This window comes from Pelagerythrobacter marinus (assembly GCF_009827515.1).
Lineage (GTDB): Bacteria > Pseudomonadota > Alphaproteobacteria > Sphingomonadales > Sphingomonadaceae > Pelagerythrobacter > Pelagerythrobacter marinus.
On record NZ_WTYO01000002.1, the window covers coordinates 486661 to 510399 of the forward strand.

General features: G+C 70.0%; 15 protein-coding genes and 1 tRNA gene. 5 read left to right on the forward strand and 11 right to left on the reverse strand.

The features are described from left to right. Positions 1-14: 14 nt before the first annotated feature. Entirely contained in the window at positions 15-3509 is a 3495-nt protein-coding gene (gene mfd, locus GRI72_RS06195; RefSeq protein WP_160733052.1) for a transcription-repair coupling factor, read from the forward strand. Here the strand turns inward: mfd and GRI72_RS06200 are convergent. Beyond that, positions 3506-4330, reverse strand: coding sequence for an EAL domain-containing protein (locus tag GRI72_RS06200; RefSeq protein ID WP_237486818.1), 825 nt, complete (start codon positions 4328-4330; stop codon positions 3506-3508). The genes mfd and GRI72_RS06200 overlap by 4 nt on opposite strands. Positions 4331-4452: 122 nt before the next feature. Between GRI72_RS06200 and GRI72_RS06205 the strand changes: the two genes are divergently transcribed. Together GRI72_RS06205 and GRI72_RS06210 are read left to right on the forward strand one after the other, a co-directional pair. Next, positions 4453-5241 (forward strand): NAD kinase, encoded by a 789-nt coding sequence (locus GRI72_RS06205; RefSeq protein WP_160733054.1) that lies wholly within the window; start codon positions 4453-4455, stop codon positions 5239-5241. Positions 5242-5332: 91 nt separating this feature from the next. Further along, a tRNA-Asn gene (locus GRI72_RS06210) sits at positions 5333-5407 on the forward strand. Between the two features lie 107 nt (positions 5408-5514). On the opposite strand, the gene secA is transcribed toward GRI72_RS06210, so the two are convergent. Together secA and GRI72_RS06220 are read right to left on the reverse strand one after the other, a co-directional pair. Then, entirely contained in the window at positions 5515-8262 is a 2748-nt protein-coding gene (gene secA, locus GRI72_RS06215) for a preprotein translocase subunit SecA (RefSeq protein WP_160733055.1), read from the reverse strand. A gap of 97 nt (positions 8263-8359) precedes the next feature. After that, on the reverse strand, positions 8360-8632 hold the full coding sequence (locus GRI72_RS06220) for a hypothetical protein (RefSeq protein ID WP_160733056.1): 273 nt from the start codon (positions 8630-8632) through the stop codon (positions 8360-8362). Between the two features lie 87 nt (positions 8633-8719). Here GRI72_RS06220 and argJ point away from each other — a divergent pair, with 87 nt between their 5' ends. Together argJ and GRI72_RS06230 are read left to right on the forward strand one after the other, a co-directional pair. Beyond that, positions 8720-9946 (forward strand): bifunctional glutamate N-acetyltransferase/amino-acid acetyltransferase ArgJ, encoded by a 1227-nt coding sequence (gene argJ / locus GRI72_RS06225; protein ID WP_160733057.1) that lies wholly within the window; start codon positions 8720-8722, stop codon positions 9944-9946. Continuing rightward, a complete protein-coding gene (locus tag GRI72_RS06230; protein ID WP_160733058.1) occupies positions 9943-10740 on the forward strand; it encodes an inositol monophosphatase family protein in 798 nt (265 codons plus the stop codon). The genes argJ and GRI72_RS06230 overlap by 4 nt, the downstream gene beginning before the upstream one ends. Positions 10741-10753: 13 nt before the next feature. Here GRI72_RS06230 and trxA read toward each other — a convergent pair whose 3' ends face one another. From trxA to ahcY, 8 genes are all read right to left on the reverse strand, one after another. Continuing rightward, a complete protein-coding gene (gene trxA / locus GRI72_RS06235) occupies positions 10754-11074 on the reverse strand; it encodes a thioredoxin (RefSeq protein WP_160733059.1) in 321 nt (106 codons plus the stop codon). A gap of 47 nt (positions 11075-11121) precedes the next feature. Continuing rightward, complete coding sequence (gene addA, locus GRI72_RS06240) at positions 11122-14589, reverse strand: double-strand break repair helicase AddA (RefSeq protein ID WP_160733060.1); 3468 nt, start codon at positions 14587-14589, stop codon at positions 11122-11124. After that, on the reverse strand, positions 14586-17642 hold the full coding sequence (addB, locus tag GRI72_RS06245) for a double-strand break repair protein AddB (protein WP_160733061.1): 3057 nt from the start codon (positions 17640-17642) through the stop codon (positions 14586-14588). Before addB ends, addA begins: the two co-directional genes overlap by 4 nt. Beyond that, complete coding sequence (locus GRI72_RS06250; RefSeq protein WP_337191146.1) at positions 17635-18351, reverse strand: nucleotidyltransferase family protein; 717 nt, start codon at positions 18349-18351, stop codon at positions 17635-17637. Before GRI72_RS06250 ends, addB begins: the two co-directional genes overlap by 8 nt. Beyond that, positions 18348-19337, reverse strand: coding sequence for an aminoglycoside phosphotransferase family protein (locus tag GRI72_RS06255; protein WP_160733062.1), 990 nt, complete (start codon positions 19335-19337; stop codon positions 18348-18350). The genes GRI72_RS06250 and GRI72_RS06255 overlap by 4 nt, the downstream gene beginning before the upstream one ends. Beyond that, positions 19334-19783 carry a tRNA (adenosine(37)-N6)-threonylcarbamoyltransferase complex ATPase subunit type 1 TsaE gene (tsaE, locus tag GRI72_RS06260; protein WP_160733063.1) on the reverse strand — a complete coding sequence of 150 codons (450 nt, stop codon included), beginning with the start codon at positions 19781-19783 and terminating at the stop codon, positions 19334-19336. Before tsaE ends, GRI72_RS06255 begins: the two co-directional genes overlap by 4 nt. After that, complete coding sequence (locus GRI72_RS06265; protein ID WP_160733064.1) at positions 19780-22122, reverse strand: sensor histidine kinase; 2343 nt, start codon at positions 22120-22122, stop codon at positions 19780-19782. The genes tsaE and GRI72_RS06265 overlap by 4 nt, the downstream gene beginning before the upstream one ends. A gap of 125 nt (positions 22123-22247) precedes the next feature. Then, entirely contained in the window at positions 22248-23660 is a 1413-nt protein-coding gene (gene ahcY / locus GRI72_RS06270) for an adenosylhomocysteinase (protein ID WP_160733065.1), read from the reverse strand. Positions 23661-23739 lie beyond the last annotated feature (79 nt).

Consider the following 23739-nt stretch of genomic DNA (forward strand, 5'->3'; position numbering starts at 1 on the left):
AGCTTTGACCCTAGATGCCCGATCTCCAACACATCCTGGCGGCGGACAAGCCGCTCACCCTCGCCTCGGTCGCGCGCGGGGCGCAGCCGCTCGTCATGGCCGACCTCGCGCGCGCGGCGGGCGGGCGGGCAGTCTTCGTCGCGCCCGACGATGCGGCGATGCGCGCCGTCGCCGAGGCCGCGCAGTACTTCGCCCCCGAACTGGACGTGATCGAGTTCCCGGCCTGGGACTGCCTGCCGTACGACCGCGCCAGCCCCGCCCTTTCGGTCAGCGCAAGCCGGCTGGCAGCCCTTCATCGGCTCCAGGCCGGCAAGGCCGGGGCGCAGCTGCTGGTCACCACCGCCAATGCCCTGCTCCAGCGCGTCCTGACCCCGTTCCGCATTCGCGAAAGCGTGCGCGATTTCCGCCCCGGGGTGGAAATCGGGCGCGAGAGTCTCTCCGCGCTGCTCCAGCGCCAGGGCTACGGCCGCACCGATACGGTGGTGGACAAGGGCGAATACGCGGTCCGCGGATCGATCGTGGACGTCTTTCCTTCCGGGATGGAGGAAGGGCTGCGGCTCGATTTCTTCGGCGACGAGCTGGAAAGCCTGCGCAGCTTCGACCCCTCGACGCAGATGAGCACCGGGGTGCTCGATTCGCACCTCATCCTTCCCGCGAGCGAGGCCCTGCTCGACGATGACAGCATCAAGCGCTTCCGCGGCCGTTACCGCGAGCTTTTCGGCGCCAATGCCACGCAGGACCCGCTTTACGAGGCGGTGAGCGAGGGGCGGCGGCTGGCGGGAATGGAACACTGGCTGCCGCTGTTCGAGGAACGGATGGCGACCCTGTTCGATCATCTCGATCCGCACGACCTCGTGGTCATCGATTCGGCCGCGCTCCAGGCCGCGGAGGAGCGCCTGACCGACATTGCCGATTACCACGACCAGCGCCGGAGCACCGGCGGCCAGGCCAAGGGCAGCTATCGCCCGCTGGCACCCGATGCGCTCTACCTGGCGCAGGAAGAGTTCGGCGCGGCGCTCCAGTCCCGCCCGGTCCACCGCACGACCATATTCGCCGAGCCCGAGGGGACGGGCGTGGTCGATTTCGGCTTCTCCTCGGCCCGCGACTTCGCACCCGAGCGGGCCCGCGGCGACAACGTGTACGAGAGCGCCGCCGAACACTTGCGCGCGGTCGCGAAATCGGGCCGCAAGGCGCTCTTCGCCGCCTATTCGCCCGGCAGCCGTGCCCGCATCGCCTCGATCCTGTCCGAAGCGGGGGCGCAAACCCGGCTCGCCGACGGATGGCAGGAAGCGCTGGGCACTGCCGCCAAGGGGAGCCCGGCGGCACTCGTCCTGCCGCTCGAAACCGGCTTCGCCAACGACGAGATGGAGCTGGTGACCGAGCAGGACGTGCTCGGCGACCGGCTCGTGCGGCGCAAGAAGCGGCGCAAGGATTCCGATGCCTTCCTGGCCGAGCTGTCGGCGCTCAACCGGGGCGACCTGGTGGTCCACGTCGAACACGGGATCGGCAAGTACATCGGGCTGGAGCCGATCGCGGTCGGCAAGAGCCAGCACGATTGCGTGATGCTGGAATACAAGGGCGGCGACAAGCTCTACATCCCGGTCGAGAACATCGACGTGCTCAGCCAGTACGGCAGCAGCGAGGACGCGGTCATGCTCGACCGCCTCGGCGGCGAGGCCTGGCAGAAGCGCCGTGCGCGCCTGAAGGAGCGGATCCGCGAGATCGCCGGCGAACTGATGCAGGTCGCCGCGCAGCGCGCGTTGAAGAAAGCCCCCGCGCTCGAGCCCGAGGAGGCGAGTTACAACCAGTTCGTCGATCGCTTCCCCTGGCAGGAAACCGACGACCAGGACCGCGCGATCCAGGATGTCCTGGACGACCTGGCGCAGGGGCGCCCGATGGATCGCCTGGTCTGCGGCGACGTCGGCTTCGGCAAGACCGAGGTCGCGCTGCGCGCGGCCTTCGTCGCGGCGATGGCGGGCCAGCAGGTCGCGGTCGTCGCCCCCACGACCCTCCTCGCGCGCCAGCACTACGCCAATTTCATCGAACGCTTCGCCGGCTTCCCGCTGCGGATCGGCCGCCTCTCGCGCCTCGTGCCGGCCAAGGAAATGGCCGAAACGCGCGAGGCGCTGGCCGCCGGGCAGGTCGACATCGTCGTCGGCACCCACGCGATCCTGTCGAAGACCACGAAGTTCCGCGACCTCGGCCTCGTCATCGTGGACGAGGAGCAGCGCTTCGGCGTGACCCACAAGGAGAAGCTCAAACAGCTGCGGGCCGACGTGCACGTGCTCACCCTCACCGCCACGCCGATCCCGCGCACGCTGCAGATGGCGATGAGCGGCCTGCGCGAGCTTTCGACGATCCAGACGCCGCCGGTCGATCGCCTCGCGGTGCGGACTTACGTGATGGAGTGGGACGACATGGTGATGCGCGAGGCCCTGCTGCGCGAACACCACCGCGGCGGGCAGAGCTTCATCGTCGTCCCCCGCATTTCGGACATGGAGCAGGTTTCGGACTGGCTCCACGAGAACGTGCCCGAAGTGAAATTCGTCGCCGCCCACGGCCAGATGGGGGCGAACGAGATCGAGGAACGGATGAGCGCCTTCTACGAGGGCAAGTACGACGTGCTCCTTTCCACCACCATCGTCGAAAGCGGGCTCGACCTGCCCAGCGCCAACACGATCATCATCCACCGGGCGGACATCTTCGGCCTGGCCCAGCTCTACCAGCTGCGCGGCCGCGTCGGCCGGTCGAAGCTGCGCGCCTATGCCTACCTGACGTACGAGAAGGACGTGACCCTGTCAGAAGTGGCGGAGAAACGGCTCAAGGTCTTGGGCGATCTCGACAGCCTCGGCGCGGGTTTCCAGCTGGCGAGCCACGATCTCGACATCCGCGGGGCCGGCAACCTGCTGGGCGACGAGCAGTCGGGCCATATTCGCGAGGTCGGCTTCGAGCTCTACCAGTCGATGCTGGAGGACGCGATCCTCGCCGCCAAGGCCGGCGACGCCGGGCTGGAGCGCGACGACGGGCCGCTGAGCCCGCAGATCACGGTCGATGCCCCGATCATGATCCCCGACGACTATGTCCCCGACCTGGCCGTGCGCATGGCGCTCTATCGCCGGTTGAACGACGCGAAGAACAAGGCGGAGATCGAGGCCATGGCCGCCGAGATGATCGACCGTTTCGGCCCGCTGCCCGATGCCACCGCCAACCTCGTCCGCCTGATCGAGATCAAGCACCAGGCGATCGAGGCCAATATCGCCAAGATCGACGTCGGCGCGCGCGGCACGCTGGTGACGTTCCACAACGACGACTTCCCCGACCCGGCCGGGCTGCTCGCCTATGTCGAGCGGCTGAAGGACACGGCGAAGCTGCGGCCCGACATGAAGCTGGTGATCAGCCGCGCCTGGGGCGATCCGCGCTCGCGCCTCAACGGCCTGTTCCAGCTCACCAAGGGGCTGAGCGGGATCGCGCGCAAGGCGGCGCGCAGGCGGGGCGAGGCGGCGGCCTAGGCGTCGCCGGGGGCGCCCCCTGCCCCGTCGCGCGCGAAGGCCGCGAAGGCGCCCGCGTCCATCGGTCGTGCCCGCAGGAACCCCTGGTAGAGCACGCAGCCTTCCGCGCGCACCGCGGCCAGCTGGGCCTCGCGCTCGATCCCCTCGGCGATCACCGCGATATCGAGCGCGCCGGCCAAGGCCACGATGGCGCGCAGGATCGCGAGATCGCGCGGATCGGTGACGATCCCCTCCACCATCGACCGGTCGAGCTTCAGGTAATGCAGCGGCAGGACCTTGAGATAGCGGAAGTTGCAGAACCCCGCGCCGAAATCGTCGAGCGCCAGCCGCATCCCGTCGGCGGCGAGGCGGGCGAGCTGGCGGGCGCTGCCCTCGATATCGCGCACCAGCGCATGCTCGGTCAGCTCCAGGGTCAGCCGGTCGGGCGGGAACGATGCCTGTCCGACGATCGCGGTCAGCGCATCGGCGAAGTCCGGCGCGGCAATATCGGCGGCCGTGACGTTGAGCGACAGGCGCAAGGGCGCGCGCCAGCCGGCCGCGTCGTCCAGCGCGCGCGCGGCGACATGGCGCGTGAGCCTTTCGGACATCCCCGCCCGCGCCGCCAGCGAGAACATCGCCTCCGCCCCGATCTGCCCGCGCGCGGGGTGATTCCAGCGCGCAAGCGCCTCGGCCCCGACCAGGCTGCCATCCTCGCACGCGAACTGCGGTTGGTAGAGAACCTCGATCTGGCCTTCGGCAAAGGCCGCCGCCAGCTCGGCAGCGATCGTCTCGTCGTTCTTGCGGCGATCGGCGGAGGTCCGGCGTTCGCGAATCGGCAGCATTGATTTCATCCCTCGCTCGATGGCGCAAACCGCCCCGCGCGTCTGCCCGTCGCCGGCGCGCGTTGCAAATCGAGACGCCCGCCCATAGGTTGCGCGCCGGGCAGGGACGGAGCCTCCGTTAAATGAGTGTTTCCAACGAATTTTCGCGGCTGGCAATGGTCGCTTCGGACAGCGAACGCGCCCAGGCCGCGGCGCACGAGCTGCGCGAGGCGATGAGCTTCTGCCCGATCGAGGAGGCGGAGGCCGTGGCCGTCATCGGCGGCGACGGCTTCATGCTGCAAACGCTGCACCAGATGCTCGACAGCGGAAAGATCAAGCCGGTCTACGGCATCAACCTCGGCACGGTCGGCTTCCTGATGAACCGCTATCGCAAGAGCGGCAACCTGCTCGACAAGGTCAACCGCGCGCGCGCCTTCCAGATTGCGCCGCTGCGGATGGAGGCCGTCACCCAGGACGGCGCGACCACCACTTTCTGCGCGATCAACGAGGTGTCGCTGCTGCGTGAAACCCGGCAGACGGCGAAGATCGAGGTCTCGGTCAACGACCGGGTGCGGATCGCGGAACTGGTCTGCGACGGCGTGCTGGTGGCGACGCCGGCCGGCTCCACCGCCTACAACCTTTCGGCCCATGGCCCGATCCTGCCGCTCGATTCGCAGCTTCTCGCCCTCACCCCGATCAGCCCGTTCCGCCCGCGCCGGTGGAACGGGGCCCTGCTGCCCGATCGCAGCCGCATCCAGCTCCGCGTGCGCGAGCCGGCCAAGCGCCCGGTCTCGGCCGTTGCCGACCAGAAGGAAGTGCGCGACGTGGCCGAGGTGACGCTGGAAATCGCGCGCGAACTGCAGCTGACATTGCTGTTCGATCCGGGCCACGCGCTCGACGAACGGATCGTGGCGGAACAGTTCATCGCCTGACATGCGGCGCGCGCGAAAACAGGGTGCAGCACCCCCTTGCCAAAGCCGAAACGCGCCCATATAGGCGCACCCCTGTCCGCACCGAGACTGTTCCCCGATAGCTCAGCGGTAGAGTAGGTGACTGTTAATCACTTGGTCGTTGGTTCGAATCCAACTCGGGGAGCCACTCGGTGGCGGACATGAAAAAGGGCGCGGCGGGTCATCCCCTCCGCGCCCTTTTTCATGCTGGACCCGTCGTTCATGCCGGGGCACGGAGCCCCGGCGAGCGCGCACTCACCCGGCCGCGCCGTGGCAATGCTTGTACTTGTTGCCCGAACCGCACGGGCACGGGGCGTTGCGGCTGATGTCCATGCCGGCATAGGGGTTTTCCGGTGCCGAGCCGCCGGGGCCGGCGGCGGCCCTGGGGCTGCCGGCCAGCGCGCCGAACAGCGCCGCGCGCCCGGCGGAACCGTCGCCGTCCGCCGAATTGTCCAGCCCGGTCAGCGGGTCGATATGCCCGGTCAGAAAATCGGGCAGGTCGGGCAGTTCCTGCTGCGGCGGGGCGGCGATACGCAGCTCGCTCTTCAGCAGGATGCCCGTCACGTCCTCGCGCAGCTTGTCGAGCATCGATTCGAACAGGCCGAACGCTTCCTGCTTGTATTCGTTGATCGGCTGTTTCTGGGCATAGGCGCGCAGGAACACGACCTGCCGCAGCGCGTCGAGCGTCGCGAGGTGTTCCTTCCAGTGGAAATCGAGCCGTTCGAGCAGGATCGACTTTTCCACCTGGCGCCAGATCGTCGGGTCGTTCTCGGCGATCTTGCGCTCCATGATCGCGTCGGCCTCGCTCCGCAGACGTTCCTCGATCAGTTCCGGCTCCAGCGTGTCTTCCTGCATCCACTCGTCGATCGGCGGTTCGATGCCGATGACTTCGGCGACGCGTTCCTTCAGCCCTTCGACGTTCCACTGTTCGGGATACGATCCGGGCGGGCAGTTTTCGCGCACGATCGCGCCGACCGTGTCGTGCCGCATGTCCACGACGACGTCGTCCACCGTCTCGCTGTCCATGATCTCGGCGCGCTGTTCGTAGATGACCTTGCGCTGGTCGTTCATCACGTCGTCGTATTCGACGACCTGCTTGCGGATGTCGTAATTGCGCGCCTCGACCTTCTTCTGGGCGGTCTCGATCGCCTTGGAAAGCCAGCGCGATCCGATCGCCTCGCCGTCCTCCAGGTTCGAATTCATCATCCGCGCGAACAGCGTGTCGGGCCCGAAGATGCGCAGCAGGTCGTCTTCCAGGCAGAGGTAGAACCGCGAAAGGCCCGGATCGCCCTGGCGGCCCGAACGGCCGCGCAGCTGGTTGTCGATACGGCGCGATTCGTGCCGCTCGGTGCCGAGAACGAACAGGCCGCCGGCCTCGAGCACCTTGTCCCGCTCGGCGGCGACTTCCTGCTTGATCTTCTCGATCGCGGCGTCGCGCTCTGGCCCCTCGGGCATGTCGCGCAGCTCGTCCTCGATCCGGAAATCGACATTGCCGCCCAGCTGGATGTCGGTCCCGCGGCCGGCCATGTTGGTCGCGATGGTAACCGCGCCCAGCCGGCCCGCCTGGGCCACGATATGCGCTTCCATCTCGTGGAAACGGGCGTTGAGCACGGCGTGCTTCACGCCTTCTTCGTCAAGGAACTTCGACAGCAGTTCGGACTTCTCGATCGACACGGTGCCGACCAGGACGGGCTGGCCGATCTCGTTCTTCTCGCGGATCGCCTTGGCGATCGCCTTGAACTTGTCCTGCGTGTTCTTGTAGAATTCGTCTTCCTCGTCGATCCGCTGGACCGGGACGTTGGTCGGGATCTCGACCACGTTCATCTTGTAGATGTCCCAGAACTCGGCCGCTTCCGTGGCGGCGGTGCCGGTCATGCCGGAAAGCTTCGGATACATGCGGAAATAGTTCTGGAAGGTGATCGAGGCCATCGTCTGGTTCTCCGGCTCGATCTTCACCCCTTCCTTGGCCTCGACCGCCTGGTGCAGGCCGTTCGACCAGCGGCGGCCGTCCATCATGCGCCCGGTGAACTCGTCGATGATGACGACCTTGCCGTCCTTCACGATGTAGTCGGTATCGCGCTTGAACATCACGTTCGCCTTCAGCGCCTGGTCGAGGTGGTGGACGACCTGGGTATTCTCCACGTCGTAGAGGTTCTCGGTCTCCAGCAGGCCGGCTTCGGCCAGCATGGTCTCGACCTTCTCGATCCCCTCTTCGGTCCAGGTGATGTTCTTGGTCTTCTCGTCGGCGTCGTAATAGCTGTCGTCGATCCGCTTCACTATCGCGTCGATCGTCGTGTAGAGTTCGCTCTTGTCCTCGGTCGGGCCGGAGATGATCAGCGGCGTGCGCGCCTCGTCGATCAGGATCGAGTCCACCTCGTCGACGATCGCGTAGTTGAACGGGCGCTGCACCATCTGGCCGCGCTCGTGCTTCATGTTGTCGCGCAAGTAGTCGAAGCCGAACTCGTTGTTGGTGCCATAGGTGATGTCGGCCCCGTAGGCCTCGCGGCGCTGCTGCTCGTTCAGGTTCGGCACGATCACGCCGACCGTCAGCCCCAGCCAGCGATAGAGCTGCCCCATCCATTCCGCGTCGCGGCGGGCAAGGTAGTCGTTGACGGTCACGACGTGGACGCCCTTGCCCTCGATCGCGTTGAGGTAAGTGGCCAGCGTGGCCACCAGGGTCTTGCCCTCGCCGGTGCGCATTTCGGCGATCTCGCCGCGATGGAGCACGACGCCGCCGATCATCTGCACGTCGAAATGGCGCATGCCGAGCACGCGAACCGATGCCTCGCGCACGGTCGCGAAGGCTTCGGGCAGGATGTCGTCGAGCGTGCGCCCTTCTTCCAGCTGGGCGCGGAACTTCGCGGTCTGCGCCTGCAGCTCCTCGTCGGACAGGGCGCGGACCTGGTCTTCGAGCGCGTTGATCTGGTTGACGACCTTGCCGATCGACTTGACGTAACGGTCGTTGGAGGAACCGAAGAGGGACTTGGCAATGGCTTGGAACATGGAAAGGGGCCCTGTCAGGACTGGAATATGGATGGGCGCCGCCCGCGCGCGGGCGCGGGCAGCTGCGAACGATCACGTGGAAAAGCGGTGGAGGCGCCTATTCGAAGGCGCGATCGGGTCCGAACTGGACGGTCGGGATATAGATGCGGATCGGCGCGCAGTCGCTGCAACCGGGGGCCCGGTCGGACCGCGCCGGCGGCCGGCCGCGCCGCAAGTCGGCCTCGCACCGCGGGCTCCGGCCCGGCTGTGCGGCCGCGACGCTGCCGCTGATCTCGGCACTTGCTGCCTGCGTGAACGCCGCGCTGGCCGGCGCCCCGGCGGCAGCCAGGCCGGTAATGAGCGCAAGGCAGGCAAGAAGGCGCGTCAACATCTGGGCGCAAGATAGGGGCTGTTCGTCCCCCCGTCCACCGCGAATGGCGGATTTACCCCCGCGCCCCGCGGGGGTAGGAGCCGGCCCATGAAGCTCGAACGCTCCCCCCTCGCCCGGCCGTTCCCCGACATGCCGCCGGTTGCCGGCGTCGCCCTGCGCGTCGCGCGCGCCGGGTACAAGGACTGGGGCCGATGCGACCTGACTTACGTCGAGCTGGCCGAAGGCACCGCCGTTGCGGGGGTGTTCACCCGCAACCGGTGCTGTTCGACCGAGGTCGAACTGGGCCGTGAGCAGGTGCGCGCTGGGCGCGCCCGCGGGCTGGTGGTCAACGCGGGTAACTCGAACGCCTTCACCGGCCACCGCGGGCGCGCGGCGGTGGAACAGATCATGGGCCAGGTGGCCGCCCACCTCGGCTGCGACGAGCGCGAGGTCTTCGTCTCCTCCACCGGGGTGATCGGGGTGCCGCTGCCGCGCGACAAGGCCCGCGCCGGGGTCGCTGCCGCGCTCGAGGCGAGCGAGTGCTCGTGGGAAGATGCGGCCGCAACCATCGGAACAACCGACACTTTTCCCAAGGGCGCCCTCACCCGCGCGGTGATCGGTGATACCACGGTGACGCTGGCGGCGATCATCAAGGGCAGCGGCATGATCGCGCCCGACATGGCGACGATGCTCGGCTACGTCTTCACCGACGCCGCGGTCGAACCGGCCTTCCTGCAGGCCCTGCTCTCCGCCGCGAACGAGCGGACCTTCTCGTGCATCACGGTGGATAGCGACACGTCCACCAGCGACACCGTGCTCGCCTTTGCCACCGGGCAGGCGGGCAATGCGCCGCTCGCCTCGTTCGGCGATGCCGGCGCCGATGCCTTTGCCGCCGCCCTCGACGACATCTGCCGCCAGCTCGCCCATCTCGTCGTCCGCGACGGCGAGGGCGCGCGCAAGTTCATCGAAGTCGCGGTGACCGGCGCGGCCAGCAACGACAGCGCGCGCCGGATCGGCCTCGCCATTGCCAATTCGCCCCTGGTCAAGACGGCGATCGCGGGCGAGGACGCCAACTGGGGGCGCGTGGTCATGGCGGTGGGCAAGGCCGGCGAACCGGCCGACCGCGACCGTCTCTCGATCGGCTTCGGCGGCCACTGGGCCGCGCGCGACGGGCTGCCGCTGGCCGACTACGACGAGGGGCCGGTGGCCGAACACTTGCGCGGCGACGAGGTGCGGATCGACGTGGACCTGGGCCTGGGCGACGGCCGGGCCACCGTGTGGACCTGCGACCTGACGCACCAGTATATCGCGATCAACGCGGATTACCGCTCGTGAGCGTGCTCGACCGCGAGATCCTCGCGCTCGTGCGCCGGGTGAGCGAGGAAGCGATCCTGCCGCTCTATCGCGCGCTCGACGACGGACAGATCGTGGCCAAGGCGCCCGGCGACGTCGTGACCGCGGCCGACCACGCGGCCGAAGCCATGCTGACCGAGGCGCTCGCGGCATTCGAGCCGACCCTGCCCGTCGTCGGGGAGGAAGCCGCCCATGCCGACGCCGGCGTGCTCGACGCCCTCGCCGGCGATTGCTGGATCGTCGATCCGCTCGACGGAACGCGCAATTTCGCGCGGGGGGAGGCGCCTTTCGGCATTCTCGTCGCCCGCGCCGAGGGCGGCGTGGCCCGATCGGGGTGGATCTACGACTGTCTCTCGGGCCGGTTCTGCGCCGCCCACGAAGGTCGCGGCGCCTTTGTCGACGGCGAACGGATCGCGGCGCGCGGCACCGGCGAGAGCACGCTGGTCGCGGCCATTTCGCTGCTGTTCATGGACGAGGGGCGGCGCGAGGCGGTGAAGCGCCAGGTCGCGCCGCATTACCGCCTGACCGACATCCCGTTCTGCGCGGCGGAGCAATACCCGCGCCTCGCCCTGGGCCGGAACGACGTCTCGATCTTCGAACGCACGCTGGCCTGGGACCACGGGGCGGGCGCGCTCTGGCTGAACGAGGCGGGCGGCAAGGCCGCGCGCCCCGACGGCAGCGCGTACCGGGTGGACGAATGGGACCGGCCCGGCCTGCTCGCCGCGGCCAGCCCGGCCCTGTGGGACGACCTGGCCGCGCGAATGGCGGGCCTTTAACGCGCCAAAGGCGTCAGAGCTCGCTCTCGAGCCAGCCCTTGAGCTGGCTCTTCGGGGCGGCACCCAGCTTCTGGGCAACCGGCTTGCCGTCCTTGAACAGGACCATGAGCGGGATCGACTGCACCCCGATCTCGCCGGGGACGCCGGTGTTTTCCATGATGTCCATCTTGGCGATCGTCACCTTGTCGCCCAGCTCTTCGCTGATTTCTTCCAGCGCGGGCGCGATCATCTTGCACGGGCCGCACCACTCGGCCCAGAAATCGACCAGCACGGGCTTGTCGCTTTCGAGAACGTCTGACTTGAAGCTGGCATCGGTGACGTTGACGGTCGCCATGGGAAATCTCCTGTTTCTTTGCCCCCTTATTTAGGGCGCGGGTCGGTTCACTCAACGGGCGGCGGGTCAAAGCTTTCCTGCGCGACCGACAAGGCGGCTTTCTGCGCCGCCAGCATGTCCGCCGGGATCGCGATCAGCTGCGGCGTCTGGGTATAGAGCACGGCCGCCTCGATCGCGCGGCCGGGATAGATGCGCCCCAGCGCCGCCACATAGGCCGCCATCTGCCGCACCGTGGCGCGCGGCACCTGGTCGAGCGATGCCGGCGGCCGGCGGGCCGTCTTGAAGTCCACCACCGTCACCCGTTCCGGTTCGACCAGGAGACGGTCCACCGTGCCGGCGACGACCTGCCCCTCGACGATCGCGGCCAGCGGCACTTCGGCCAGGGACTGCGCGCCGAAGACATGGGCAAAGGCGGGATCGGCCATGACCGCCAGGGCCGCTGCCAGGATCTCGTCGCGCGCGCCTGCGTCCAGGGCTGCGCCCTGTTTCTCCAGCCAGGCACGGCCGAGCGCTTCGCGCCGGTCGTCCGCCACCTCGGGCAACCGCTCCAGCAGCTTGTGGATCAGGGTGCCGCGCAGCGCGGCTTCGCGCAGGCGGTCGGGCGGAAGCGGGGGATCGGCCGCGCTGTCTTCCCCCGCTGCCGAGGGGGCCAGCGGGCGCGGCGGGCGCGGTTCCGGGCCGACCGGGCGGCGGGCCCAGCCGGGCAGGTCGGCCGGCGCGCTCTCGGTCACCGGCTCCTCCGGGCGCAGTGGCGGTGCGGGCGCGCCGATTTCCCACCGCGCGCCCCACAAGTCGTCGGCCAGCCCTTCCCCTTCGAACAGGGGGGCGAGGCGGGCGTACCAGCTATCCGGATGCGGCTCCCCCTTGTCGCGGGGGCCGAGCGAGCCGCCGATGAACAGCGCCTCCTCCGCGCGCGTCATCGCGACGTAAAGCAGGCGCCAGTGCTCGCGCATTTCCTCGGCCAGGGCCGCGTCGTGCGCGGCAGCGACGGGGCCCAGGCGCTGTTCGCGCGCAAGCGCCGGGATCGGGACCTGCCGCGGCTCCTCGGCGCCCGGCAGGTTTTCCGCCAGCGACAGCGCCCCGCCCCCCGGCGGCGCGCCGGTCGCATCGGCAAGGATCACGATCGGCGCCTGGAGCCCCTTCGATCCGTGGGCCGTCATCACCCGCACCTGGCTGCCGCCCTCGCCCGCCTCGCGCTTCAGCTCTCCCTCGCCGGCGTCGAACCAGCGGATGAAGCCCTGCAGGCTGGCGGCACTGCCCGCGCTGTAGGCATGGGCGGCATTGAGCAGTTCGTCGATCGGGTCGTTCGCCTCCCGCCCCAGCCGGGCGACCAGCTTGCGCCGCCCCTGCCAGGGGCCGACGAGAATCCAGCGCAGCAGTGCCTGCGGCAATTCGTAGTCGGCCCGGGCGAGCAGCTGGCCCAGCGCCTCGCGCGTGGCCGCGACCAGCGGCTCGCGCGCGGCGCGCAAGTGGGTCCAGAGCGGTACGCGCGGCGGGCGATGTGCATGGGCCAGAAGGTCATCCTGGTTCCAGCCGACGAGCGGGGAAACGAGGAGATTGGCGAGATTGAGGTCGTCGAGCGGCTGCGCGGCGAAGCGCAGCGCGGCCATCAGGTCCTTCACCCCCAGCGGCGCGCCCAGCCGCAGCCGATCGACCCCCGCCACCGGGACGCCGGCGGCGTGAAGGCGGGCCACGATCAGGCCGGCCAGTTCCTTGCGCTTGCGAACCAGGACCATGATGTCGCCCGGCCCGGCGGCGCGCGGGGGGTGGTTCTTGGCCAGGGTGAAGCCGTCGTCCAGCCAGGTCCGCACCTGGCGCGCGATGCGATCGGCCATCTGCCGGTCGTGCCGCGCGAGCCAGCCTTCTTCGCCCTCGTCGTCCTCGCGCTCGATCACCCCCGATACCGGGCGCCAGAGCGTGACCAGCCCGGCGTCGAACCGCCCGACATGCGGATCGGCAGGCTCGGCCAGGCCAAGTTCCGGATGGCCGATCGCGGCGATCGCCCGATCGACGAAGCCGAGCACCGGCGCGCCGGTACGGAACGATTCGTCCAGCCCGTATTCGCGCAGCTCGCGGATCGGCACCGCGTCGCGCGCCTCGCGCGCCCCCTCGGCCGCGGCTGCCATCGCCGCCCTGACCCGGGCGCGCGCAGCCTCGAAGTTCTCCGGGCTCGTGCCCTGGAACCGGAAAATCGCCTGCTTGTAATCGCCGACGGTGAAGATCGTGCGCAGCTTGTCGTCGTGCGCGCCCTCGCCGGCGAAGAAATCGTCGATCAGCGCAAAGACGATCGCCCATTGCGCCGCGTTGGTATCCTGCGCCTCGTCGATCAGGACATGGTCGAAACGCCGGTCCAGCTTGTAGCGGATCCAGGCCGCCATGTCCGAACGGCCCAGCAGGTCCGCCGCGCGCCGGATCTGGTCGTCGAAATCGACCAGCCCCTCGCGCGCCTTGGCCTCTTCCCACCGCAGCGCGAACTTGCGCCCCAGTTCCAGCTGGGGGGCCATCGCCTCGGCCAGCGCGACGAGGCCGACGAATTCGCGAACCCGCGCAATCGCCGCCTCCGCCCGCTCGCTCGCCGCGGCGAAGGCTCCATCGGCGTTCCTGGGCAGGCGCGGGTTGCCGTTCTTGAAGAACAGCGCATCGGCCAGCTGGTCGATCGCGTCCGCCCGCCCGGCCGCCGGGGCCGCCAGCCAGCCCTCGATCGCCTCGACCGCGGCCGCGCCCTGCTTGCCCTTCCAGTCGCGGTAGTGCGCCAGGCATTCGCGCAGCGCGGCGATGTCGAAACCCTCGTCGGCGCAGAGCGCGGCAGCATCGTCCCGGCTCGCATCGGCGGCCAGCCCGAGCAGGCGGTTGACCCGCGGGCGCATCGGCGGCTGCCACGCGCCAGGGCCGGTCCACAGCTCGCTCGCGCCGGCGCAGCGCATCAGCCAGGCGCGCACCCCGTCGGCGCCCTTGTCGCAGCTGAGCCGCGCGATCGCCTCGAGCGTCGCCGCATCGCCTTCGCGCTCGGCCGCGGCGAGCATCTCGGCCAGGACCTCGCGCGAGAGCAGCTCGCGCTCGCGGTCCTCCATCGGCCGCGATCCCGGGGCGATCCGGGCTTCTTCCGGAAAGGTCGCCAGGAGCCACTGGGCGAAGGCGTGGATCGTGTCGATGCGCAGCCCCCCGCCCGGGGTGTCGAGCACGCTGGCGAACAGGGTCCGCGCACGGGCCTGGGTCGCGGGATCGAAGGGCGCGCCGATATCCTTCAGCTCGCCGGCCAGCGCGGCCGCGTCCATCCGCACCCAGCGGGCGAGCACGTCGTTCACGCGCACGGCCATTTCCGCGGCCCCGGCCTTGGTGAAGGTCAGGCACAGGATCTGCGAGGGATCGGTTTCCGGTTGCAACAGCAGGCGCAGCACGCGCGCGGAAAGCACCTGCGTCTTGCCGGTCCCGGCCGACGCGGACAGCCAGACGCATTCGCGCGGATCGACCGCGTCGCGTTGCCGCCCGTGGAGCGGATAGACCTTGCCGCTCATCGCCCGTCGCCCGCCGGGTCGTCGTCCACCCGGGCCTGCCATTCGTCGAGCCGCATCAGCTGGTCGTAGTCGGCATAGCCGGGATAATCGGGGTTCTTGCGCGCGGTGAACGGCGCATCGCCGCGGATGTAGTCGCCGATCGCCTCGCGCAGCTTCGCCTCGGTCAGGGGCAGGAAGCGATCCGGCTCGATCCCGGTCCGCTTGCTGCCGACCCGCAGCGGCGTCTCGACATAGCCGAAGCCGCCCGCGCGGTTCTTCGCCAGCGACCAGTATTCGAAGGCCACGGGCTCCCCCTCGACATCGGCAATGCCGCCCGCGCGGGCCATCATGCCGATCAGCCCGAGCTGGAGGGCGAAACCCTGTTCCACCATCTTCCACCCCGGCGGCTTGCCGGTCTTGTAATCGACGATCGCCAGCGTTCCGTCGGCCAGCCGGTCTATCCGGTCGGCGCGGCCGTGAATCCGCACCCCCTCGACCGTCATTTCGCCCTTGCGCTCGATCGCGATCGCCTGCCGCGCCCCGTCCTCGCCGATCGCGCGCTCGACCCATTCGAGCGCGGCGAGCAACCGCGGCCGCCAGAGGCCCCGCATCAGCGGGTGCATGTTCATTTCCTCCAGCACGTCGTCCGCGATCGGCGCCAGCCGCACCCGGGGATCGTCCGCCCGCGCCCGGTGCCAGCGTTCGAGAATCGCGTGCGCCGCGGTGCCCTGCCACGCGGCCGACGGATCGGCGTCCAGCGGGTCGAGGCTGCGCAGCGCCAGTATCTCGCGGGCATAGAACTGGTAGGGATCGCCCAGCAGGCGATCGAGCGCGGTCACCGCGATATCGACCTGGCGCTGCGACGCGTCGGGCCGCGGTTCCGGGCGCGGATAGACCGGCGGCTGGCTGGGCGTGTCGTCGATCGCGCGGGCGAGATCGACCGCCGCGCTTTCGCGGTGGCTCTCCAGCAGGCGATCGCCCAGCAGGGCCTTGACCCGCAGGAGGAAGCGCGAAGGGATCGCCGGGCCCCCTTCGTCGCGCGCCGCGCGGCTCAGCACGACTTCGGGTGCGCCGAGGGCCGCGGCGAGGTCGTGCGCCGAAAGGCCTATGCGAAAATCGGCCCCCGGCACGCCGAGCGCGCGCATGACCGGCGGCGCGAGCAACGGATTGGGCGCCGGCCGCGGCGGCCAGACCCCTTCGTTCAGCCCGCCGCAGATGACGAGGTCCGCCCGCGCCATGCGCGATTCGAGCAGGCCGTAGATGGCAACGCGCGGATGGCCGCCGTAAGGCGGGCGCACCGCGACCTGGTCCATCGCCTCGCGCAGCACGGCCGGGAGGTCGCCCGGTGCGAGCGCCGGCCCGGCCTCGCTGCCGTGCAGCCGCAAGTCGTCGACAAAGGCCGACAGCGCGCGCCCGTCCGCCCCGGCCCACAGCGGATCGCCGCAGATCGCCTCCGCCGCGCGGGCCAGCAGGTCGACATGCCCGCCCAGCGGGCGCGCGGGCGCCTCGCTCTCGGCCCCGTCCCCGGCGGCGACATCGCGCACGAACAGCGGGGCCAGCGCGGCTTCCACCACCTGCCACCAGTCGCCGATCCCCGCCGTCCGGCGCGCCAGGCGCCCGATGCGCTCGCGCAGGGCGGCCAGGGCCGGCGCAGGGCGCGGCCCGCGCAACTCCAGCTCGAGCTGGCGGGCATGGTCGAGCCAGGCCGCCCGCCCGAACGGCTCGCCCGCCAGCGGGTGTTCGAGCATGGCGATCAGCGGCACCGGCGCGGCATCGTCGGCCATGACTTCGGCCAGGAGGAGGAGGAAACGCCCGGCGGCGGTTTGCGACAGCGGGCGGCCGGCCGAATCGTCCGCCTCGATGTTCCAGCGGCGCAAGTGGGCCGCGACCCGCGCGGCCAGCCCGCGATCGGGCGTGACGACGGCGATCCGCCGCTCCGCCCCTTCCAGCGCCCGGCGCACCAGCAGGGCGATCGCCTGGGCTTCCTCTTCCGGGTTGGCGCTTTCCATGATCCGCACTCCGGCCATGCGGCGCTTCTCCGCCGGCAGGTCGACCCAGCGCGTGCTCGCCTGCGGCGGCATGAAAAGGCTGGAGATCGCGTGGCTGCGCTCGGGCTCCGCCGCGCCCATGCCGCGCCGGTGCCACGGACGCACTTCGCCGCGCGCCACGCCCATGCGGTTGAGCAGCAGCTTGAGATGGTATTGCGGGTGCGTGACCGCGTCGTCGCGCGCGAAGGGGCTCGCGCCCGCCTCGTCCGCATGGCCGGCGCGGCCCAGCTCGTCCCAGACCTCGTCCGCCAGCGTCAGGTCGAGATCGGGCAGGATCACCGCGCCGCGCGGCAGCTCGGAGATGACCCGCAGCATCCGCGCCAGCTCGGGGGCGGCGCTGGTCACGCCGGCGGCGACGACGGGGGTGGCGGGCGGCGCATCGCGCCACTGGCGGGCGGCGCGGGCGAACAGCATGTTTCGCCGCGTGGCCGCATCGACCATGCCAAGGTCTTCCAGCTCGGCGCGCCACATCGCCTGGACGGCGTAGAACAGCTTGGTGTTCTCGCTCCAGTGCGCGGCGACTTCGGCCAGGGCCTGCATCACCGGTTCGCCCCAGAGGTCGTCGGGGGCGATCCCTTCCACCAGCAGCCGGTCCATCGTCTGGCCGATCTCGCGCGCCAGCCGCAGGCGCCCTGCGGGTGACGGGCGCGGGTTGCGGCCCAGCGCGTCCATCGCCCGGTCGAGCAATTCGGCCAGGGTCAGCCAGCGCCGCGTCGGCTCGACCGCGGGCGGGATCGCGTTCGCGCCGAGCGGGTCGAGCAGCGGCCCGATCGCCTCGTCCAAGTCGAGGTCGCCGACCGCCGCCATGCGCGGCATCAGCATTCCGCCGCGCTCCTCGGCGCCGAAGTGGCGGATGAACGCCTCGGTCACCGTGCGCACTGCGCGGGTGCTGGGCAGCAGGAGCGTCAGGCGAGCGAGGCCGAGATCGTCCTCGCCGTAGCGCGGCACCAGCCCCGCCACCAGCGCATCGGCGAAGCCGCGGTGCGCGGCGATCGAAAAGACGGCCGGGCCGGGCCGGTCAGCCACCCTGCAACGCTTCTTCGGTGGGTGCGATGGCCTGCGGGGTGCCCACTTCGTACCAGCAGCCGGTGAAGCTCGCCCCGAACAATCGGCCCTCGGCGATCGCGCGCTCCCACAGTTCCATCGTGCCGAAGCGCCCCTCCGGCGAATCGCGCAGGAGGCGGTGCGACACGAGCTGGATCCCGGTGTAGATGAAGGGCGCCACCCGCCCCGCCAGGCGGCGTTTCAGCCGCCCGTGCGGGTCCATGTGAAAGTCGCCCAGCCCGCGGAAATTGCGCGCGCGGGCATGGGGCACGACCAGCAGCAGCGCGTCCATCCGTTCCGGGTCCCACCGTTCGGAAAGGTCGGTGAAGGCGTCGCGCGGCCCGTCCAGCCATATGTTGTCGGAATTGAGGCAGAAGAAGGGATCGGGAAGATGCGGCAGGGCCTTCTTCATCCCCCCGCCTGTTTCCAGCAGTTCCGCGCGCTCGTCGGAAATCGTCACCGCCGGGCGCGCGCGTTCCTTCAGGTGCGCTTCCAGCGCATCGGCATAGTAATGGACATTGACCACGGCGCGTTCGACCCCTGCCTCTGCCAGCCGGTCGAGCGCATGATCGATCAGCGGCTTGCCGGCGACGCGCACCATCGGCTTCGGCTGGCTCGCGGTCAGCGGGCGCATCCGCTTGCCCAGGCCCGCCGCCATGACCATCGCCGTATCCGCAGCGAGCCTGCTCACATCAGTTCTCCACCGAAGGTATCGCGGATATTGCGCGGGACGTTGCCATCGAACCAGCGGGCGACCGGGGCCAGGGCGGGATCGGCCAGGTCGCGCTCCAGCGCCTCCCACACGCGCGGAATCATGGCGAGGTACCGCGCCTTGCCGTCGCGCTTCCACAGGCGGGTGAAAATGCCGACGATCTTCGCGTTGCGCTGCGCGCCGAGCCGGGCGTAGTCGGCCGCGAAGCCATCCCCCGGCCCGGCGGCGGCGACATAGCGTTCGATCATCGCGCGCTCCAGTTCGGGCGCAACGTCGCGCCGTGCGTCCTGGAGCAGGGACACGAGGTCGTAAGCCGGGTGGCCGACCAGCGCGTCCTGGAAATCGATCAGCCCCTGCGGCCCGCTGCCGTCGGGCGCGGGGTCGAGCAGCATGATGTTTTCCGCGTGGTAATCGCGCAGCACCGTGACGCCCGGCCGCTGCCGATCCAGCACCGGGGCCATGACTTCGTCCCACGCGGCGAGATAGCCTTCGCGATCGACCGCCAGCCCCATGGCCGGGCAGTACCAGTCGGTAAACAGCGCCAGTTCGCGGCGGTAGGCGGCGAGGTCGTAGGGGGCGAAGGGACCGGGCGGCAGGCGATGCAGCGCCACCAGTGCGTCGATCGCGCAGGCATAGGCGTTCGCTTCCCCGTCCGGATTGGCTTCGAGCCAGTCGCGCATCCGGTCCGTGCCGAAATCCTCCAGCAGGACCCAGCCTGCTGCGGCGTCTTCGGCATGGACTTCCGGCGCGCGCTGGCCATTGGCGGACAGCCAGTGCGCGACGTCTAAGAACGGGCGCGGGTCCTCGTGCGGGGGCGGCGCATGCATCAGCATGGCGCGGCGATCGCCGTGGCGGACGCGGAAATAGCGGCGGAAGGAGGCGTCGCCTTCGAGCGGCTCCACCGCCGCCCCTTGCCAGCCGGCATTGTCGAGAAAGGGAATCAGGCCATCGGGCAGCGCATTCATGGCATGCGCCCTAGCCAATCGTCGCCCGGCACGACAATCGCCTTGCGCCCGCTATCCGCGATTTCGAGCGCGATCGACAGGCACCCCGCCTCGTACGTGAAACCGCCGGCGTTTTCCGGCCATTCGGCCAGCAGCGCGGCCCCTGCCCGGTAATCGTCGAGCCCGATCTCCTCCGCCTCCGCCGGATCGTCGAGGCGATAGAAATCGGCATGGACCAGCGGCGGGTCCAGCGTGTCGTAGGTTTCGACGATCGTGAAAGTGGGCGACGGAACCTCGCCGCGGTGGCCCAGCGCGGCGATGATCGCGCGGGCCAGCGTGGTCTTGCCCGCCCCCAGCCCGCCCGAGAGCGCGACGACGTCGCCGGCCCGCAGCTGGCGCGCGATCCCCTGCCCCAGCCGCTCCATCGCCGCGAGATCGGGGAGGTCCAGGGTCGCCGGGCCGGTCATGGCAGGCGGATCGTCGCCGTCGTGCCCGCGCCCTTGCGCGAGGCCATGTCGAGCGTGCCGCCCTGCGCCTCGACCAGTTCGCGCGCCAGCGGAATGCCCAGCCCCTGCCGCCGCTCCAGCCCGCTGCCGTCGCGGGTCTTGCGCAGGCCGTCGAGCGCATGGGCCAGTTCACCCGCGGTCATCCCCCGGCCGTTGTCCGATATGACCACTTTCACCCCGTCCGGCTCGCGCGTCAGGTTGACGAGGATCCGCCCGCCCTTGTCGGTCGCGGCGATCGCGTTGTCGAGCAGGTGGCCGATCGCCCGGCCGAGCTGGCGCGGATCGGCATCGACCTTGCCGACCGAGCTGCCTTCCAGATCGAGATTGAGGCCGCCGGCAAGGATCGCCTGCTCGCGCTCGCGCACGATCCGCGTGACGAAGGGCATCAGGGCGATCCGCTCCTTCGTCACCGGCAGCAGGCCCGCCTCGCTCTGCGAGAGGTCGAGCACGTCCTCCACCTGGTCGGTCAGGCGGGCGACCGAATCGAGGATCGCGCGGACATAGTCCTTCCCCTGCTCCGAAAGCTCGCCCGCGGCTCCGCTGTCGAGCAGTTCGGCAAAGCCGCCGATCGAGGTCAGCGGGGTGCGGAATTCATAGCTCATGTTCGCAAGGAAGCGCGTCTTGACCTGGTCCGCCTCTTCCAGCGCCATGTTGCGTTCGCGCAGCGCCTCTTCCGCCTTCACCGAGTCGGTGATGTCGAGCACGGTCAGCAGGCCGTTGCCATCGGGCAGCGGGACGCCGGCGAATTCCAGCGTGCGCCCGTCCGCCAGCTGGATGCGCCCGCCCTTTTCCTTGCGGTCGAGCGTGGCGGCGCGGATCACCTCGCCCACGGCCCTGGCCTGGGCCGGCCGGGCAAGATTGGGGGCCAGCGCCTCGATCAGGCGGTCGGCGGCCGGGTGCCGGTCCATCAGGTCCGGGTCCAGCCCCCAGGTCCCGGCGAAGCTGCGGTTCCACAGCTGCAGGTGCCCGTCGGGCGCGAAGACGGCGAGCGCTTCGAACAGGCTGTCGAACGTGGCCGTGCGCGTGCGCAGCAGGGTGTCGCGCGTGGCAGATAGCGCGAGCTGTTCGGTCCGGTCTTCCGCCACCAGCACCAGCCCCCCGTCGGGCATCGGGTTGCCGACCACGCGCAAGTGCGTCTTGTCCGCCAGCGGCCAGGCTTCCTCGCGCGGCTCGTCGGCGCTGAACCACTCGGCATGTTCGCGCCGCCAGGCGGGAAAATCGCGCACGACCGGGGTCTTCCCGGCATCGCGGGCATCGCTGAGGAACCGTTCGAAATCGAGACCCGCGGCGACCGTGCCCGGGGTGACCCCGAAAATGCGCCGGAACGGCTGGTTGGCGAACGTCAGGCGGCGGCGCGCGTCGAACTGCGCGACCCCGACCGAAAGCTGGTCGAGGATCGAACGCTGCGCCTCGCGGAAGGCGCGGAATTCGCGGGCCAGTTCCTCCATGTCCTCGATATCGATCGCGTATCCGGCAATGCCCTCGCGCCCCAGCGGCAGGTCGCTGACCCGCAGCGAGCGCCGCTCGCCGGCGACGGTCGCCGTCACGATCCGCTCTATCGGGGCGTCGTGCTCGGCCGACTGCAGGGCCACCTGCGCCGCGGAAAGACCGTCCACCGGCTCGACCAGTTCGAGCTGCCGGTCGACCGCGTCGGCGGCATTGGCCGCGCCGACCGCCTCGACATAGGCGCCGTTGACCAGCCGCAGCCGCGCGTCGGTGCCGCGGAACCACATCGGCATCGGCGCGGCCTCGATCAGGCCGACGAGCGCGGCGAAATCGCCCTGCGCCCGCGCCGCCTCCTCGCGCAGGCGGGCCAGTTCGCTTTCGCTCTCGCTGAAATCGAACACCCAGATCAGCGCCGCCCCGCCGGGCGAGACCTGCGGGTCGGCCAGCGCGCCACGCAGGGCCAGGCTGCGCTGCGATCCCGGCGGGGTCAGGGCCATGCGGAACGGCGCGGCGGTCTTCTGCGCGCGGCGAACGTGCCGGGTCAGGTCTTCCAGCTGATCGCGCGAGAGGCCCTCGCCCCCGCTGCCCGACAGTTCGCTGAGATAGGCCGGCAGGCGGTCGAGGCCGAACCAGCCGGCCAGCCGTTCGGACGCCTCGATCCGCATGTCGGCACGGACCAGCAGCGGGATCGCCGGCGCCTCGTCGATCATCCGGGCGAGCCTGCGGGCCGCCTTGCGGCTCGTTTCCGCCGCCCGCGCCTTGGCCGCCGCCGCGATCATCAGCCATGCGGCGCCGGCGGTCCATGCTGCCAGGAGCAGCCCGATCAGCGCCAGCGCGGTGGGGGAAAGGTCCATGCCGGTCAGCTATGCGGCAAGCGCCCGCGATGCAACGCCAATCCTGCCGCACGCGGCCGCCCCAGGTACTCCCGGCGGCCCCGGCGGGCGGCCCGGCGGCAGGGGCCGCCGGGCGCCAGCGCGCGTCAGTAGCGGTAGTGCTCGGGCTTGAACGGCCCTTCCTGCGGGACGCCGATATAGTCGGCCTGCTTCCGGCTCAGCCTGGTCAGCGTGACGCCGAGCTTCTCCAGGTGCAGCGCGGCGACTTTCTCGTCGAGGTGCTTGGGCAGGACGTAGACCTCGTTGCGGTATTCGTCCGACTTGGTGAACAGCTCGATCTGGGCCAGCGTCTGGTTGGTGAAGCTGGAGCTCATCACGAAGCTCGGGTGGCCGGTGGCGCAGCCGAGGTTGACGAGGCGGCCCTTGGCGAGGACCAGGATCGACTTGCCATCGGGGAAGGTCACCAGGTCGGTGCCGGGCTTGATTTCCTTCCAGGTGTAGTTGTCGAGCGCGGAAATCTGGATCTCGCTGTCGAAGTGGCCGATGTTGCACACGATCGCCATGTGCTTCATCGCCTTCATGTGCTCGGCCGTGATCACGTCCTCGTTGCCGGTCGCGGTCACGAAGATGTCGCAGCGGCCGACCGCTTCTTCCATCGTCACGACTTCGAACCCGTCCATCGCCGCCTGGAGCGCGCAGATCGGGTCGATCTCGGTCACCATCACCCGCGCACCGCCGTCGCGCAGCGAGGCGGCCGAGCCCTTGCCCACGTCGCCGTAGCCCGCCACGCAGGCGACCTTGCCCGCCAGCATGACGTCGGTCGCCCGGCGGATCGCGTCGACCAGCGATTCCTTGCAGCCATAGAGATTGTCGAACTTCGACTTCGTGACGCTGTCGTTCACGTTGATCGCCGGGAACGGCAGCTTGCCCTGCTTGGCGATCTGGTACAGCCGCATGACGCCGGTGGTCGTTTCTTCGGAAACGCCCTTGATCGCCTGGACCGACTTGGTGAGATAGCCCGGCTTGGCCTTGACGAAAGCCTTGAGCGCGCGCTGCATCTCGATCTCTTCGGCGTTCTGCGGCGCGGGCATTTCCTCGCCCGCCTCGATCCGCGCGCCCCAGAGCGCGAACATCGTCGCATCGCCGCCGTCGTCGAGGATCATGTTGGCCGTGCAGTCGGGATCGTCCTCGCTCGACCAGTCGAAGATCTTGCCGACGTAGTCCCAGTAATCGGCCAGGCTTTCGCCCTTCACCGCGAAGACCGGCACGCCGTTGGCCGCCATCGCCGCGGCGGCGTGATCCTGCGTCGAGAAGATGTTGCAGGTCGCCCAGCGGACCTCGGCGCCCAGCGCGGTGAGCGTTTCGATCAGCACCGCGGTCTGGATCGTCATGTGCAGCGAGCCGGTGATGCGCGCGCCCTTCAGCGGCTGCGCCTCGCCATATTCCTCGCGCAGGGCCATCAGGCCGGGCATCTCGGTTTCGGCGATCGCGATCTCGTCGCGGCCGTAATCGGCGAGGCTGATGTCCTTGACGATGTAATCCTGCTTGGCGTCGGCCACGGAATTCTCCTGAAATCTGCTGTCTGGCGGCGCGCGGGGGCGCGCCCGTTTTCCTGCCCGCGGATGTAGCGACGGCCCT